General features: G+C 64.1%; 17 protein-coding genes. 5 read left to right on the forward strand and 12 right to left on the reverse strand.

Features of this window, described 5'->3' with window-relative positions:
• Positions 1-33 precede the first annotated feature (33 nt).
• Complete coding sequence (locus AC07S4_RS06565) at positions 34-2,679, reverse strand: TonB-dependent receptor (protein ID WP_494985869.1); 2,646 nt, start codon at positions 2,677-2,679, stop codon at positions 34-36.
• Between the two features lie 344 nt (positions 2,680-3,023).
• Here AC07S4_RS06565 and AC07S4_RS06570 point away from each other — a divergent pair, with 344 nt between their 5' ends.
• The gene (locus AC07S4_RS06570; protein ID WP_494985870.1) at positions 3,024-3,764 is read left to right on the forward strand and encodes a GntR family transcriptional regulator; all 741 of its coding nucleotides are present in this window, start codon (positions 3,024-3,026) and stop codon (positions 3,762-3,764) included.
• 9 nt (positions 3,765-3,773) lie between these two features.
• Here AC07S4_RS06570 and AC07S4_RS06575 read toward each other — a convergent pair whose 3' ends face one another.
• The 8 genes from AC07S4_RS06575 to rpsP all read right to left on the reverse strand — a co-directional run bounded on the left by AC07S4_RS06575 (position 3,774) and on the right by rpsP (position 10,927).
• Entirely contained in the window at positions 3,774-6,488 is a 2,715-nt protein-coding gene (locus AC07S4_RS06575; RefSeq protein ID WP_494985871.1) for a M16 family metallopeptidase, read from the reverse strand.
• 45 nt (positions 6,489-6,533) lie between these two features.
• Positions 6,534-6,872, reverse strand: coding sequence for a DUF3579 domain-containing protein (locus tag AC07S4_RS06580; RefSeq protein ID WP_056403193.1), 339 nt, complete (start codon positions 6,870-6,872; stop codon positions 6,534-6,536).
• A gap of 173 nt (positions 6,873-7,045) precedes the next feature.
• Positions 7,046-8,005 carry a CobD/CbiB family protein gene (locus AC07S4_RS06585; RefSeq protein WP_494985872.1) on the reverse strand — a complete coding sequence of 320 codons (960 nt, stop codon included), beginning with the start codon at positions 8,003-8,005 and terminating at the stop codon, positions 7,046-7,048.
• A gap of 84 nt (positions 8,006-8,089) precedes the next feature.
• Positions 8,090-8,749: a CoA pyrophosphatase gene (locus AC07S4_RS06590; RefSeq protein WP_494985873.1), complete on the reverse strand. Its 660-nt coding sequence runs from the start codon at positions 8,747-8,749 to the stop codon at positions 8,090-8,092.
• A gap of 85 nt (positions 8,750-8,834) precedes the next feature.
• On the reverse strand, positions 8,835-9,221 hold the full coding sequence (gene rplS, locus AC07S4_RS06595; protein WP_056403202.1) for a 50S ribosomal protein L19: 387 nt from the start codon (positions 9,219-9,221) through the stop codon (positions 8,835-8,837).
• An 89-nt stretch (positions 9,222-9,310) separates the two neighbouring features.
• Complete coding sequence (gene trmD / locus AC07S4_RS06600; RefSeq protein ID WP_494985874.1) at positions 9,311-10,072, reverse strand: tRNA (guanosine(37)-N1)-methyltransferase TrmD; 762 nt, start codon at positions 10,070-10,072, stop codon at positions 9,311-9,313.
• A 27-nt stretch (positions 10,073-10,099) separates the two neighbouring features.
• Positions 10,100-10,639 (reverse strand): ribosome maturation factor RimM, encoded by a 540-nt coding sequence (gene rimM, locus AC07S4_RS06605; protein ID WP_494985875.1) that lies wholly within the window; start codon positions 10,637-10,639, stop codon positions 10,100-10,102.
• A gap of 39 nt (positions 10,640-10,678) precedes the next feature.
• A complete protein-coding gene (rpsP, locus tag AC07S4_RS06610; RefSeq protein ID WP_494985876.1) occupies positions 10,679-10,927 on the reverse strand; it encodes a 30S ribosomal protein S16 in 249 nt (82 codons plus the stop codon).
• A 216-nt stretch (positions 10,928-11,143) separates the two neighbouring features.
• On the opposite strand from rpsP, the gene AC07S4_RS06615 reads away from it, so the two are divergent.
• The 4 genes from AC07S4_RS06615 (at position 11,144) to AC07S4_RS06630 (ending at position 14,395) form a co-directional block, all read left to right on the forward strand.
• Positions 11,144-11,560, forward strand: a complete 417-nt coding sequence (locus AC07S4_RS06615; protein ID WP_494985877.1) for an NINE protein — start codon at positions 11,144-11,146, stop codon at positions 11,558-11,560.
• A gap of 24 nt (positions 11,561-11,584) precedes the next feature.
• Positions 11,585-12,430 carry a TIGR02285 family protein gene (locus tag AC07S4_RS06620; protein WP_494985878.1) on the forward strand — a complete coding sequence of 282 codons (846 nt, stop codon included), beginning with the start codon at positions 11,585-11,587 and terminating at the stop codon, positions 12,428-12,430.
• Positions 12,427-13,740: a GGDEF domain-containing protein gene (locus tag AC07S4_RS06625; protein WP_494985879.1), complete on the forward strand. Its 1,314-nt coding sequence runs from the start codon at positions 12,427-12,429 to the stop codon at positions 13,738-13,740. Before AC07S4_RS06620 ends, AC07S4_RS06625 begins: the two co-directional genes overlap by 4 nt.
• A gap of 61 nt (positions 13,741-13,801) precedes the next feature.
• A complete protein-coding gene (locus AC07S4_RS06630; RefSeq protein WP_494985880.1) occupies positions 13,802-14,395 on the forward strand; it encodes an outer membrane lipoprotein in 594 nt (197 codons plus the stop codon).
• Positions 14,396-14,418: 23 nt separating this feature from the next.
• On the opposite strand, the gene AC07S4_RS06635 is transcribed toward AC07S4_RS06630, so the two are convergent.
• From AC07S4_RS06635 to AC07S4_RS06645, 3 genes are read right to left on the reverse strand one after another with little or no spacing between them, the layout of a single operon-like run.
• Positions 14,419-15,039 (reverse strand): LysE family translocator, encoded by a 621-nt coding sequence (locus AC07S4_RS06635; RefSeq protein ID WP_494985881.1) that lies wholly within the window; start codon positions 15,037-15,039, stop codon positions 14,419-14,421.
• A 52-nt stretch (positions 15,040-15,091) separates the two neighbouring features.
• Positions 15,092-15,367 carry a hypothetical protein gene (locus tag AC07S4_RS06640; protein WP_494985882.1) on the reverse strand — a complete coding sequence of 92 codons (276 nt, stop codon included), beginning with the start codon at positions 15,365-15,367 and terminating at the stop codon, positions 15,092-15,094.
• 32 nt (positions 15,368-15,399) lie between these two features.
• The gene (locus AC07S4_RS06645) at positions 15,400-15,741 is read right to left on the reverse strand and encodes an Rpn family recombination-promoting nuclease/putative transposase (protein WP_494985883.1); all 342 of its coding nucleotides are present in this window, start codon (positions 15,739-15,741) and stop codon (positions 15,400-15,402) included.
• Positions 15,742-15,758: the final 17 nt, after the last annotated feature.

Below are 15,758 nucleotides of genomic sequence, written 5' to 3' on the forward strand. Positions count from 1 at the left end.
CCTGCCCTGTATTGCGTCAGACTTCAGCCGGCATTACATCTTGCCGCGCACGCCCAGGAAGAACTGCTTGCCGTTCTTGTAGAAGGCGCGCGGCTGGTCCTTGGTGGTGGCGTAGGACTTCAGCAGCGGATCGTTCAGGTCCTTGCCTTCGAACGACAGCGTCAGGTTCTCGGTCAGGTTGTAGTTCAGCGCCAGCGATACGGTGCCTACGTCGTCCTGGTAGATCGCGCTGTTACGGTCCAGGCCATTCAGGAAGGCCGAGCGGAAGCTGTAGTTCACGCGTGCGCTGAACTTGTCGTTCTCATAGAACACGCTGGCGTTGTACGAGTTCTTCGAGGTGCCGATCATGCTGCAATCGCCCAGGTCCGCGCAGGCCGATTTAGGCGCCTTGCCGGTTTCCTTGCCGTCCGCGTAGGTGTAGTTCACGCTGGCGCCGAAGCCGTTGCCCAGGTCCTGCGAGTACTGCAGCTCTACGCCTTTCACGCGGGCCTTGGTGTTCAGGGCCGAGCTCATATTGTAGTTGGTGACCGAGTGCGTGGACTGGTTGAAGAACTGCGCCACCGACGAACCGAAGGTCACGTAGGAGCCCAGGTGCATGTCATACACGCTCATGGCGATCAGCGACTTCGGCATGAAGTACCACTCGATGCCCGCATCCACGTTGTTCGAGTAGATCGGCTTCAGGTTGGGATTGCCGCCGGTGCCCGAGAAGGTCAGGTCGTTCAGGCTCAGCGAACCGAGTGCGCCGAAGTCCGGACGCGCCAGCGTGCGGCTGGCAGCGCCGCGCAGCACCACGTTGCTGGCCAGGTCGGTGCGCAGGTTCAGGCTGGGCAGGAAGTCGTTGTAGGTCTTCGAGGTGTAAACCGGATTCCATACCGTGTTCGGCGAGCCGTTGGCCACGTTGATTTCCGTCTTCACGAAACGCACGCCGACGTTACCGGTGACCGCGCCCAGGTTCAGGTCACCCATCGCGTAGGCGGCATGCGCTTTCTCGGCGATGGTGAACTCGTTCTGGTACGAATGGCTGTCGAACTTCACGTACTTGTCGCCCCATTCCTTCATCGAATCGGCGGTGAAGGTCCATGGGTTCTGCAGCACGTTGTCCAGCGGGCTGGTTGGGTAGGTCGTCAGGCCGGTTGGGCGGTTGGCCAGCAGCGAACCCGCAGGCGCCACGGTGCCGGCCAGCCAGGTCAGCTGGCGGTCATGCTTGGCGGTGCGCAGGCCCATGCGGATGGTCGGCACCACGTCCCATGGGGTCTTGTAGGTGCCGTCCACCTGGCCGTAGGTTTCCTTGTCCTTGGCGGTGGTGTCCGATGCCCAGCCGCCGAAGAAATCGGCGCCGGTGCGCGGGTTGAAGGTGCCGGCGTTGTCCACGGTGACGGTGGCCGGTGCGTCCAGGCCGTGCATGGTCAGGCTGGTGCCCGAGTAGGCCAGCCAGGCTTCGTAGCCGTAGTCGCGCGCATAGCCGGTGCCGCGCGTGGTGCCGATCTGGCCGGTGATTTTCAGGTCGTCGCTGACGCGGTATTTCCAGTCCACGTTGACGAACTTCGAATCGCTGAACGAGCCGGGACGGGCGATGATGTCCTGTACCGACGGACCCATATTGGCGCAGCTGGCGACCGGGCAGGTTTTCGGGAAGGTGATCGACGTGATCTGGTTGCCCGAGATGGTGTACGCCGACGGCACCACGCCGCCCACGCCGGACCAGTTGTTCGACAGCGGTTGGTATGGCGCCAGCATGAAGTTGGCGTTGACGTTGTCCGCGTCCAGGCGGGTGTACAGGCCGCTGATGTCGAAGCTGAAGTCGCTGTTGACCTTCACTTCCACGTCCACCATGCCGCCCTTGCGTTCGCGCTTCTGCTGGAACAGCGAGGAGCCGGTCAGCATGGACAGGTATTTGTTTTCGACTTCAGGATTTTTGGCGATCCAGTCCGGTGCGAAGCCCTTGGTCAGCTTGTCCCACCAGAGGAATTCCTGGCCCATGCGGCGCAGCGTGCGCTTCTCGTCGAACACTTGCACCAATACGCCGACGTTGTTGGCGTCGTTCTTCCAGTTGGCCAGCGCGCTGACCTGCAGGTCGGTCTTCTTGGCCGCGTCGCCGTAGGCGCCTTCGATGGAACCCATCAGGGTCAGCGGCTTCTTGAAGCTCAGCGGCTTGCGGGTTTCGATGTCCACGTTACCGGCGGCGCCGCCTTCGGTCAGGTTGGCTTGCGCGCTCTTGTGCACGGTCACGCGGCCGATCAGTTCGGACGGGAACATCGAGTAGCTGACCGAACGGCCGCCACCGGTGATGTTGGAGATGTACCAGTCGCCGCTGGAGACGGTGTGGCCGTTCAGCGTGGTCAGGGTCAGGTTGGACGGCGTGCCCTTCAGGCTGACGCGGTCGTTCTCGCCGAAGCCGCCTTCGGCGCCGCCGGCGGTGGCGACGGACACGCCAGGTACGCGCTGCAGCGAGTCGGCGACGCTCTTGTCCGGCATCTTGCCCACGTCTTCGGCGGTGATCACCTCCACCAGCGAGTCGGCGTTACGCTTCTGGTTGATCGACTGCGCCAATGCGGCACGCACGCCGGTCACGGTCACGACCGCGTCGGGCGACTTGGATGCATCCTGGGCCATGGCGGCGGTGCTGGTGATCAGGATGGCGACCGCAGTGGCGATCGGTGTCAAATTGCGCTTCATGTACTCCCCCTTGATTGGGGCCTTCGTCGAAGGCCCGTCCGTTTTAAGTAGATCCTCTTGCGGACCGCCGCGCTCCCCGCGACACCCCGCAGATCCCTCTATGCAACCACTTACAAAACCAATTCAACGCCAATATACAACCATCCAATACCAGAGTACTACCAATTTTCGTATTTTTTTCACATGTTGTTTAAGCCACACAGACCACTTTGCCAATATTCCACCCGAGATAGCGCTATCTCCCTCTGTACCGGTCGTACCGCGATGCAAACCGCTAGCGTGCCGGTCTTTTTTTGGTATTATCGGATCGCATAAAAAGGCACCAATACACGGGGACGGAAGACATGACATCGCTTGCGCAGATCATGCAGCACCTGGGGCAAACCAGTAGCCAGCCCCTGTACCAGCAGTTGCAGCGCGCGCTGCGCGAAGCGATAGACAAGCGCCTGTTCGGGCCGGACGAAGCCCTGCCGGCGGAACGCCAGCTGGCCAACGACCTGTCGGTTTCCCGCATCACGGTGCGCAAGGCCATCGACGGCCTGGTGGACGAGGGGCTGCTGGTGCGGCGCGCCGGCTCGGGCAATTTCATCAACACGCGGATAGAGAAGAACTTCGCCAAGCTGACCTCTTTTTCGGAGGACATGCGCTCGCGCGGACGCACGCCGCGCAGCGTGTGGCTGAAGCGTTCGGAGGGGACGGTGACGCCGGAGGAAGCGCTGCGGCTGCGGCTCAGTCCGGGCGCGCCCGTGTACCGCTTCAACCGCATCCGCTATGCGGACGATATGCCCATGTGCCTGGAATACGCCACCATCGTGGCGGACGCCCTGCCCTCGCTGGACGCGGTGGACGTATCGATGTACGAGGCGCTGGAGCTGGCCGGCAACCGCCCGGTGCGCGCCTTGCAGCGCCTGAGCGCGCTGCTGCTCACCGGCGAGCAGGCCGCGCTGCTGCAGGCGAAGGAGGGAGATGCCGGGCTGGCGGTGGAGCGGCTCGGCTTCCTGCGCGACGGCCGCGCCGTGGAATTCTGCCGCTCCTATTTCAGGGGCGATATGTACGACTTTGTCGCCGAGCTGAGCACACCTTAAGCCGGCGGCTTACTTGGCCTTGGCCTGGTCGCCCGCGATCACCACGCTCAGCTTGTTCAGGTCCACCGCCTTGCGGAAGGCCGCGTTCACCTGCGCCGGCGTGAGTGCCTTGAGCTTGTCTTCGTAGGCCTGGCTCCACGCATAGGTGCGGTTCAGGTACAGGAAGTTGGCCCAGCCGCCGGCCAGCACATTGTCCTGCGAGCGGTTCTGGATGCGCTGCTGCAGCATGCCGGACTTGGCGCCCGCCACTTCCGCCGCCGTGAAGCCGTCCTTCAGCGCGCGCGCCACTTCCTCGTGGATGGCCTGCTCCAGCTTCTTCAGGTTCTGCGGCGCGGCGATGGCCGAGATGCCCAGGTTGCTGGCGCGGTCCACGTCGCTCACCGTCAGGCTGGAGCCGCCGCCGTAGGACAGGCCGTCCTTCTGCCGGATACGGTCCATCAGGCGCGACTTCAGGCCGCCTTCGCCGAGGATGTAGTTGGCCAGTTCCAGCGCCACGAAGTCCGCATCTTCGGTGTTCATGTCGATGTTCACCTGAGCCGCGTAGAAGCCGTTCTCCTTGTCCGGCGCGTTGATCACCTTGTGCAGGGCCGGGCGCTCGACGTTGACGCTGAGGATGCGCGCGTAATCGGGCTTGCTGGCCCAGTTGCCGAACTCCTCGGCCACCACCGCCTGCAGGGCCGGCGAATCGAAGTCCCCCACCACGGCCAGCTCGCCGTGCGAGGCGCCGTAGAATTCACGGTGGTAGGCCTTCAGCTGGTCCAGCGTGAGCGCCTTGATGGCTTCAATCTGCTCGTCCGTGTTCAGCGCGTAGCGCACGTCGCCCTTGGGATAGTTGTTGTAGTGCCTGGCCAGTTCCGTGGTGGCCAGCACCTGCGGCTCGTTGCGCGACGCTTCCACGCCCACCAGCCATTGCTGGCGCAGCTGCTCGAATTCTCCCGCGTCGAAGGCCGGCTCCTTGAGCACGTGCGCGGCCAGGCGCAGCGCCTCCGCCAGGTGGCTGCGCGTGGTGTCGAAGCGGTACACGCTGCCGGACATCTTCAGCTTTTCCATCGCGTCCGCCAGCTGCGCGCGGCTGTACTTGCTGGTGCCGCGCGTGAGCATGTGGTTGACGGCGGCGGCAACCGTGGCCTTGCCGAACTGGTTCTTCTCGTCGCCCCAGTGCAGGCGCAGGTCGACCGACACGGTCTCGCCCCGGTTCTTCTTCGGCAGCAGCGCCACTTTCAGGCCGCCTATGGTTTTCAGCTCGGTGCGTTTCAGGATGTTGGCCTGGCTGGGGTCGAACACCTCGGACACCAGCGTGTTTTCCTTGCCCTTGAAGTCCTGCATCACTTTCTCGATGGACGGCGCGGCGGTGATTTCGGCGCGCTGCGGCTCGTCCTCGGGCAGGAAGCTGCCGACGGTGCGGTTGTCGCGCCGCAGATAGTGCGCGGCGGCCTTGGCCACCTGCTGCGGCGTCACTTTGGCCAGGCTGTCGCGGCCCAGGAACAGCAGGCGCCAGTCGCCCAGCGCGATCTGTTCGGACAGCGCCACGCCCACCTTCTGCGGGTCGTTCAAGGCCTTCTCTATGCTGTTGCCGACGTTGCGCCGCACACGCTCCATTTCGTCCTCGGTAGGCGGCGTTTTGGCAAAGCCCTCCACCGCCGCGATCAGTTCCTCGCGCACCGGCTCCATGGGCTGGCCGGCTTTCACCACGGCGCCTATCAGTTGCAGGCCCGGCGCATAGCCGGTCTGTCCAAAGCTGAACACCTGCGCGGCCTTGCCGGTTTCCACCAGCGCCTTGTGCAGGCGGCCGTTCGGCGTGTCGTTCAGGATTTCGGACATGAAGGCCAGCGCGTCGCTGTCGTCATGCAGCGCGGCCGGGATCTTGTAGCCCAGCGCCACGATCTGGATATCGCCCTTGCGGCGCACGGTGAAGGCGCGCTCGCCGTCCTGCGTAGGCTCCACGGTCCAGAAAGGCGGCAGCTTGCGCTTCGGTTTCGGTATCGCGCCGAAGGACTTCGAAATCCACGCCAGCGTTTGCGCCGGGTCGAACTTGCCGGCCACCAGCAGCACTGCGTTGTCCGGCTGGTAGTAGGTGCGGTAGAAGGCCTGCAGGTTCTCGATCTTGACGTTCTCGATGTCGCTGCGGTTGCCTATGGTGGAGCGGCCGTAGCTGTGCCAGTCGTAGGCCACGCTCTGCATGCGCTTGAGCAGCACCTCGAAGGGGCTGTTCTCGCCGCTCTCGTACTCGTTGCGCACCACCGTCATTTCCGAGTCCAGGTCCTTTTTGGCGACGAAGGAATTGACCATGCGGTCCGCTTCCATGTCGAGCGCCCATTTCAGGTTGTCGCCGCCGGCCTGGAACACTTCGTAGTAGTTGGTGCGGTCGTAGGACGTGGTACCGTTGTACTCCATGCCGCGGTCGGCGAACTGCTGGGGTATGCTGCGGTTTTTCGGCGCGCCCTTGAACAGCATGTGCTCAAGCAGGTGGGCCATGCCGGTCTCGCCGTAGTTCTCGTGGCGCGAGCCGACCAGGTAGGTGACGTTGACGGTGACGGTGGGCTTGGAGGCGTCCGGGAATAGCAGCACTTTCAGGCCGTTCGGCAGCCGGTATTCGGTGATGCCCTCGACCGAAGGGCCTTTGACCGGGACGGCGGCCGGCGCGGCGGCGGCGCCGGCGGCGGGAAGCAGGGAGGCGCTGCACAGCAGCAGTGTAATGGCGTAACCGGACTTGGAAAAATGCATAAGCGTTCGCAGGGCTGGCAAGTGAATGAGAGCCCTATCCTACGCTTATTTTTCTCCCGGCAGGGGCAGGAAGCAGGCGTCCACCACCTGCAAGCCGTTGTCCTTGGCGAAATTGAGAACGAAATGGTAGGCCATCGGTTCGAAGTCCCGCAGCGCTTCGTTCACCACCACCGCCTTGACGCCATTGATATGGGTCGGGCGCACAAAAGTGGAATAACCGAGATGCGAATCTCGGCCGCTGGTGCCTTCCGGACGGAAGCACGACATGACGCCGCACAGGCGGTCGGCCCAGTCGCTGGGACGGAATTGCCTGCCATCGGCGGTGATGCCAAGGATAAAGAACTCGTTGGCCAGTTCTTTGGGGGATTGAGCTGACTCGGCCATAGATACTCGCGGGACCTGGATGCGTGAAAAATCCTAGGTATTATATCTTATAGAAGACCTAAGGAGGTAAGTACTTGATTTGAAACACGCATTGGCGGCCGCGCTGTATGGTCCGCGACCGCCAATCCCGACATTGTAACCCGTTCCGGCTGTCGGTTTTCTTTCAGCGCCCCTTAGCCCAGCCAGACTGCGCCGGAAAGCAACAGCAGCAGCATCATCCACAGCAGCAGCGCGCGCCAGACCAGGCCCACGGTGCTCTGCAGGGCGCGCACGCCCGGTTCTTCGCCCGGCAGCGCGTCGGATTCCATGTCCGAGCTGTCGACCACGGCCGCGTCGGCGGGCAGCACGCGCGCCGCGTTCTCGTGCGGCGTGCCCAGGCGCACGCCCATGGCGCCGCCGCCGGCGGCCAGGATGATGCCGCGCGCCTCGTCCGCCCAGCGGTGGGCGAAGTTGCGCCAGGCGTAGATGGCGTCCTCGAAATTGCCCACCACGGCGAAGGCCACGGCGGTCAGGCGCACCGGGATCCAGTCTATCCAGTAGAAGGCCTTGGTGGCGAATTCGCCGAAGGCTTCGTTGCGCATGTGCTCCGGTTCGGTCCAGGCGCGCGCCAGGTATTCGGACACGCGGTACAGCACCGCGCCGGCCGGGCCGAGCGGCATCAGGAACCAGAAGAACACGCCGAACACATTGCGGTGCGTGGTGATCAGCGCTTTTTCCACGGCGATGCGCGAGATTTCGCCGGCCTCCATGCCCACCGTGTCGAGCTTGGTCCATTCGGCCAGCAGCGCGCGCGCGGCCGCCTCGTCGCCCGCGTTCAGGGCCAGCTGGATGGAGGTGAAATAGTGGCTGTAGTGGCGGAAGCCCAGCGTCAGGTAGACGATCAGCACATTCCATGCGAAGGCGGCCAGGAACCAGTCGTAGCGCAGCAGCACCCAGTAGATCAGCATGGTCGGCGCCATCAGGCTGAACATCATCAGGAACCAGCCCATGCGGCCATGCTTGGAGTCGCCCGCGTTGAACCACGCTTCCATGCGCACGGCCAGGCTCTTGATCTCGGCGTAGATGGGATTATCCGCCCGCAGGGGCTTCATCTGCTCGATCAGCAGCGCGCAAAGAATGGAAAGAAAAGTCATTAAACGTCCTTAAGATTGGCATTGCCGCAATGCCCGCTACGATAGCGCAGCGGCGCGCCGGAATCAAACTTATTAGCGATTACGTCACGCTCTCAAGAAGTGGAACAGGTTGCGCAGCATGCCGGCGGTGGCGCCCCAGATGTAGTAGCGCTGGTAGGGCATGGCGTAGAAGCTGCGCCGCCCGCTGGCCAGCTCGGCCGACAGGCGCTGGTGGTTACGGCCGTCCATCAGGAAGGCCAGCGGCACTTCGAAGATTTCCGCCACTTCGCCGGGGTCGGCGCGCAGCTCGAACGGCGGGCGCAGCAAGGCCACCACCGGGGTCACGCTGTAGTTGGTGCCGGTGTAATAGACCGGCAAGGCGCCGATCACTTCGGCGTGGCGGCGGTCCAGGCCGATCTCCTCCTCGGCCTCGCGCAAGGCGGTGTCGGCCGGGCTGGCGTCGTACTCTTCGGCGCGGCCGCCGGGAAAGCTGATCTGGCCGGCGTGGCTGCTCAGGTGTTCGGTGCGCTGCGTGAGCAGCAGGCTCAGGCCCTCCGGGCGCTGCACCAGCGGCACCAGCACGGCGGCTGGCTTGGGCGCGGCCTGCGGCGTGAAGCTGGTTTCGGCGTCTTCCGGGGTCCACAGCGGCGGCGCGGCGAAGCGCGCGCGCAGCCAGCCGGCCTCCAGGCGCTCGGCCGGCACGGCGGGCTCGCCGGGTATGGCGTCGATGGGGAGTTGCTGCGGGTCGAACAATAGCTTGGCCATGCCACCTCCAAATAGCGAAAGGGCGCCAGCGGCGCCCTTTTGAAGGGACGCCACCCAGGCGCCCCTGCCCCAAACCCAAACGCGATTAAGCGCTTGCTTTTGCCGCTGCTGGGCGACGGTTTGGCAGTTTTTCTTTGATACGTGCCGATTTGCCCGAACGGTCGCGCAGGTAGTACAGCTTGGCGCGACGTACGTCACCGCGGCGTTTCACTTCGATCGAAGCGATCAGCGGGGAGTACAGCTGGAAGGTACGCTCAACGCCTTCGCCGGACGAGATCTTGCGAACGATGAAGTTCGAGTTCAGGCCACGGTTACGACGGGAGATGACTACGCCTTCGTATGCCTGGGCGCGCTTGCGGGTGCCTTCGACTACGTTGACGTTGACGATCACGGTGTCGCCAGGTGCAAATTCAGGGATGTTTTTGCCCAGGCGAGCAATTTCTTCTTGCTCGAGTTGTTGAATCAGGTTCATTTAATGACTCCAATTACCATCATGCCGGCGCGTACTAAACCCGGTAGAGGATGGGGTTAAACAAAGAGGCGACATGCCTCTCGTCTTTACTACAGTGCCGGTTTTTCTAAACCGGCCAAAAATTTCTCGTCCTGGCGCGTCAGCAAGCCTGCTGCGCGCGCCTTCGGCACTAAATCGGGGCGCTTGCGCGCGGTCGCTTCCAGCATGCGCTGGCGGCGCCATTTTTCGATCTCGGCGTGGTTGCCGCCCATCAGGACCGCAGGCACATCCTCGCCTTCGTAACTCACCGGCCGCGTGTAGTGCGGCGAATCGAGCAGGCCGTTGACAAAGCTGTCTTCGACCGCCGACGCTTCGGTGTTCAGCGCGCCCGGCAGCAGGCGCACCACCGCGTCCATCAATGCCATGGCCGGCAATTCGCCGCCCGACAGCACAAAGTCGCCCAGGCTGATTTCCTCATCGACGCAACGGTCGATCAGGCGCTGGTCCACCGCTTCGTAGCGGCCGCACAGTATCACCAGGCCGGGTTCGGCTTTCAGCTGCATCACGCGTTCGTGGGTCAGCTGCTTGCCTTGCGGCGACATGAACACCACGCGCGGCGCCGGCAGGCCGGCATCCACCTGGCGCTGCTTGGCGGCTGCAATCGCGGCCTCCAGCGGCTTGGCCAGCATCACCATGCCGGGGCCGCCGCCATAGGGGCGGTCATCCACGGTGCGGTGATTGTCGGTGGTGAAGTCGCGCGGATTCCACAGCGACAAATTCCACTTCTGCTGCTCGAACGCACGGCGGGTCACGCCCGATTGCGTCAGCGCGGCAAACATTTCCGGGAACAGCGTTACGACGTCAAATTGCATACAGGCGAATTGTCCTAAGTGCGTGGATCAGTAATCCAGGCCCCAGTCCACCGTGATCTTTTTCGCTTCCTTGTCCACCGTGATGATGAACTGCTCAACAAATGGAATCAGGCGCTCTTGCGCCGCGGACTCGGCGTCGCCGGATTCCGCGCTGACCGGAGCGGTGATGCGCAGTATCGACTGCGGACCATTGCTCATCATGTCGGCGACGACACCCAGGGCTTCACCCTGCAAATTCTCTACTGCCAGTCCGATCAGGTCGGACCAGTAAAACTCGCCGTCGTCCAGCTTGGGGAACTGGCTGCGCGGGATGTACACGCCGGTGCCTTTCAGCGCCTCCGCGAGATCCCGGTCGGTCAGACCGTCCAGCTGGGTCACGACGTCGCCGCCGTGCAGTTTCGCACGGCGCACATTTACTTCGTGCAGGCTGGGTTTATCCAGCCACCAGGTCTGGGCATGCAACAAGGCATCCGCGTCGTCGGAAAAGGGGCGAACCCGGATTCCACCAGCTACGCCATAGGCGCCGGAGACAAAGCCCACTTGCACCAGATCGTCGGGGAGTTGCACCCCGGATGCCTTTATATCTGCCAAAACCTGTACGCCGAATTAGGCGGCTTTCTTGTTCGAAGCAACCAGGCGAGCTACGGCTGGGGACAGCTGAGCGCCGACGCCGATCCAGTGAGCCAGACGGTCTTCGGTAATGCGGAACGGCACTTCTTGACCCGAAGCCATTGGGTTGTAGAAGCCAACGCGCTCGATGAAACGGCCATCGCGGCGATTGCGCGAGTCGGTTGCAACGATGTTGAAGAATGGGCGCTTCTTGGCGCCTCCACGAGCTAAACGAATAACGACCATAATATTTCCAAAAAGTGTGCTGAGACGGAAAAAGCCGCAAATTATAGCGCGCTTTCTCATCCTCCAGCAAGCATTAATAACAATTGGGGTGGGTTTGGGGCAATCGAAGATTATCCCCCAGTCTGTCCAGCAGGGCAAGCATTGTCTTTAAAAAGGGCTGGGCCGCGCGCGCATTTTGACCGATACTGGCCGTTCCGCCGTTTTTGCCGCCACTTCATGACTACTAAGCATAAGAACAAGACTTTTGCCACCCTGCTGGCCTTCCTGCTGGGCGGCCTGGGCGCCCACCGCTTCTACCTGCGTGGCGTAAACGATACATGGGGCTGGGTGCAGGCGTGCAGCCTGCCCGCCGTCGGCCTGGTGATGGCGGCCGCGCCGCAGGCGGACATTTACTACAAGCTGCTGCCCCTGTTCTTGTCCATGCTGGCGGGCTTCCTGCAGGCGCTGGTGCTGGGTTTGATGTCCGACGAGAAGTGGGACGCCACCTTCAACCCCGGCTCCGGCCGCAGCTCGGAAACGCGCTGGCCGCTGGCCGTGATCCTGGTGGCGACCATGCTGGTGGGCTGCGGCAGCCTGATCGCCACGATATCCCGGCTGTTTGACTTGCTGTACACTGGGGGCGCCTACGGCTGACCCCGCCTTCACCGCCTTCGCCACATGACGTTTCGCCTTACCGCCCTGCTGTGCGGCGCACTTTGCGCCACCGCCGCCACCACCCCGGCCCTGGCCGCCGACCGCCTGAACTGGGGCTGGTTCAATGCCGCCCCGTATATGATCGCCGAGGGTCCCGACAAGGGCCAGGGCATCTTCGACCAGATCCGCGTGCTGCTCAAGGAGGAAATGCCCGGCTACGAGCACAAGGACGTGCAAGCGCCCTTCCCGCGCATCTTCCAGGAGATCAAGAACGGCAATCCCTGGTGCTTTATCGGCGGCGTGAAGAACCCGGAGCGCGAGGCGCTGGCGTATTTCTCCGCCCCGGTGGCGCTGTTCCTGCCGTTTAAGGTGGTGGTGCGGCGCGACCGCCTGGCCGAGTTCGCCGGTCCGGGCGGCGCCATCTCGCTGGCCGAGCTGATGGCGCGCGACGGCGTGCGCACCAGCTATCTGCGCGGGCGCTCCTTCTCGCCGCAGATCAACGCGCTGCTGGAGCAGCAGGCCAACCGCCAGTACCATTCCGAGTTCAACGAGGCGCTGCAGATGCTGCTGGCGCGGCGCCTGGACTATCTGCTCGAACTGCCCATCATCAGCACCTACTCGGCGCGCCAGCTGGGCCGCGACGGCGAACTGGCCGCCATTCCCATCCGCGAGCATGGCGAACCGACCGTCAACCGCGTGATGTGCCCGCGCACCGAATGGGGCAAGCAGGTGGTGGCCAAGGTGAACGCGGTGCTGCACGCGCAGCGCGGCACGGCGCGCTACCGCGCCATCGTGGAACGCTGGTCCGACGAGGAGTCGCTGCGCATCATCCGCGCCATCTACCCCACCCAGATCCTGAAATCCGAATGAAAAGCAATCTGGCGGCGCGCCTGCTGCGCATCATCTTCGGCTGCTACTTCATCGTCACGCTGGTGGTCACCTGCGCGCAGCTGGCCGCCGAGTACCGCCACACGCAGCAGCGCCTGTCCGAGGAAATCGGCGCCATGGAGCACACCTTCGGCCCCGGCATCACCGGCGCGCTGTGGCGCTTCAACGGCGAAGTGCTGGCCAGCATCGTCACCGGCGTGAAGGCGCTGCCCATCGTCATCGGCGTCAAGGTCGAGGACGAGCAAGGCAAGCTGATGCGCGCCATCGGCACCGTGGACGACGCGCAGGGGCGCCGCATGGAAGCCGGACCAAACGGCGAGCTGGTGCCGGCCGCCGCGCCGGCGCTGCTGTTCGACCATATCTTCAGCCACAGCTTCCCCGCCGTCTACGTGGACGAAGCCGGCGAACGCCACCAGGTCGGGCGCTGGACCATCTACTCCAGCCAGCAGGTGGTGGTGCGCCAGGTGGCCTACGGCTTCTTCCTGATCCTGGTGAACTCCGTCATCAAGACGCTGGCGCTGTGGTTCATCTTCCTGTACGTGATCAAGCGCACGCTGGGCCAGCCGCTGCGCCAGATGAGCGAATTCGTCGGCCAGCTGAATATCGACAACATCGGCAACCGCCACTTCGTGCTGAAAGACAAGGGTGAGCACGAGCTGCACCAGCTGACCGACAAGCTGAACCAGATGGCCGACACCCTGCGCAAATCCGTGGCCGAGAACGCCGCGCTGTATGCCGAACTCAAGCAAATGAACCACACGCTGGAGTCGCAGGTGGCCGAGCGCACCAGCGAGCTGCAGCGCGTGGCCAGCACCGACATGCTGACCGGCCTGCACAACCGGCGCAAGCTGGACGAGGTGCTGGGCCACGAGGTGGAGCGCGTGCAGCGCTACGGCGGCGGCCTGGCCGTGATCCTGCTCGACATCGACCACTTCAAGCAGACCAACGACAGCTACGGCCACCCGGCCGGCGACCGCGTGCTGGCGGCGGTGGCCGCCATCCTGCGCAGCGGCGCGCGCAGCATCGACAGCGTGGGCCGCTGGGGCGGCGAGGAATTCATGGTGATCTGCCCGCAAACCGAGCTCGACGGCGCACGCGCGCTGGCCGACATGCTGCGCCTGCGCATCGGCGCGGCCGACTTCCCCGAGGTGGGCCGCAAGACCTGTTCCTTCGGCGTGGCCGCGCTGGACGCGGACGAAACCCCGTCCGCGCTGGTGGCGCGCGCCGACGCGGCGCTGTACCGGGCCAAGCAGGCCGGCCGCAATGCGGTAGCGCACGATACGGTCGCATAATTGCTGTAAAGCTATTCTCAACGGTTATACTGGAGAAATAAACCAGTCACCGGAGAATGAAATGAATGTACGCGCCCTCACCCTGTCCTTGATGCTGGCCGGCATGGCAACCGCCGTGTCCGCCCAGCCCTACACCAAGGCACAATACGCGGCCGACACCAAGCAGGCCGCCACGCGCTACGCGGAAGACAAAAAGCTGTGCGCCGAAGAAAGCAGCTCGAGCGCGCGCATGCAGTGCCAGCGCGATGCAAAAACCGAATACGACAAGGCGCTGGCAGGCGCCAAGGCCGAGCTGAAGAACGCCGGCGCCAAGCCGGCCGCCTGCAATGACTGCGGCCGCGTGGTGGCGGTCAATGTGGTCGAGAAAAAAGGCGAAGGCAGCGCGGTCGGCGTGATCGCCGGCGGCGTGGCGGGCGCCCTGCTGGGCAACCAGGTGGGCGGCGGCAGCGGCCGCAAGCTGGCCACCATCGCCGGCGCGGCCGGCGGCGCCTACGCCGGCAACAAGGTGGAAGAACACGTCAAGAGCACCAAGGCCTGGAACGTGAAAGTCCAGTACGACAACGGCACCCAGGGCGAGTTCAGCTTCGACAAGGACCCGGGCTACGCGAACGGCGACCTGGTCCGCAGCGCCAACGGCACCATCGTGCGCCGCTAAGCATGCCTCTGCGCCGTGCCTGGCTAGGCGCGGCGCGACAGCAGCAGGCCGAGGCCAGCGCCGGCCAGCAGGCCGGCGCAGCCCCGGTTGAAGATGCGCTTGCCGCGCGGCTGCGCGAACCAGCGCCGCAAGTGCACACCCATCCACGCATAGACGGCAATCGCCGCCATCTCCAGCACCAGGAACAAGGCGCCCAGCACGGCGAACTGCGCCGCCATGGCTAGTGCCGGATTGACGAACTGCGGCAGGAAGGCCGTGAAAATCAGGATGGCTTTCGGATTGCCCGCCGCGACCAGGAACTCCTGCCGCGCCAGCTGCATCAGCCCCACATCGGGCGCAGCCGATTCCGCCTGCGCGCCCGGCGCCGCGCGCCACAGCTGGAAGGCCAGGTAGAACAGATAGGCCGCGCCCACCGTCTTGATGCCGTAAAACAGCAGCTCCGACGTATGCAGCACCGCCGCCAGCCCGGCCGACGCCAGCGCAATCATGCCGCCGAAGGCCAGCAAGCGCCCCGCCCCGGCGGCGCAGGCGCGCCGGAAGCCGTAACGCGTGGCATTGCTGATGGATAAAAGATTATTCGGCCCGGGCGCCATATTCAGCGCAAAGCAGGCGGGCACAAACAGGGCAAGCGTGGACAGTTCCATGGGACCGCTCCAGAAAGGCGATCCCCATTCTAACCAGTTTCCGTCGCCGGCCTCAAGCTGCCGGCGCGTCAAACAATTTCGCTGGCGGCGCGCCGTCGTACAGGCGCTCCAGCCAGCATTCCAGTTCCGCCTGCCCGGCCTGATCGATACGCTGCGCCCAAGCCTCTGGAATTTGGGGCGCCTGACGCGCCAGCAAACGCAGCAGCAGGGCACGAGCTCCCTCCTCCCTGCCTTCCTCCCTGCCTTCCTTGCGCCCATTTATCAGCTCATTGAACAGGCACTCCTCTGGGGAATCGAATTCCTTATCTTCAGCCTCATGCTTCATCATGTGCTCCTCCGGCGCCGACGGCCGTTTCCGTTTCAGCTTATGCCGCATCCAGCGCGAAATCCAGCTCGACAGGCTGTCCGCTCCGGCTGCAACCATTCCAGTCCCGCAGGCGGAGCGAGCACCAGTCCGGAAACAGACTTGCTGGCGCGCCAGGGACGCTCGCCGGCGTACAGCACAATGGGCAGCACCGGCGGCAGCTTGCCGTTACGCCCAAGCCTGCGCCGTTTGACCAGGTCCTGGTACAGCAAGCCAACGTAGACCTGCATGCGCAGCGCCATCCAGCGGTCGCCGCTGGACTGTGCGACGCGCACTTTGGCGCGGGTCAACGGCAGGCGAAAAAAAAGGCAGCCGGGGCTGCCTTTCCAATGCGCCATCCCGCCGGGGCGGGGAC

This window comes from Pseudoduganella sp. GW821-FHT05F09 (assembly GCF_059419605.1).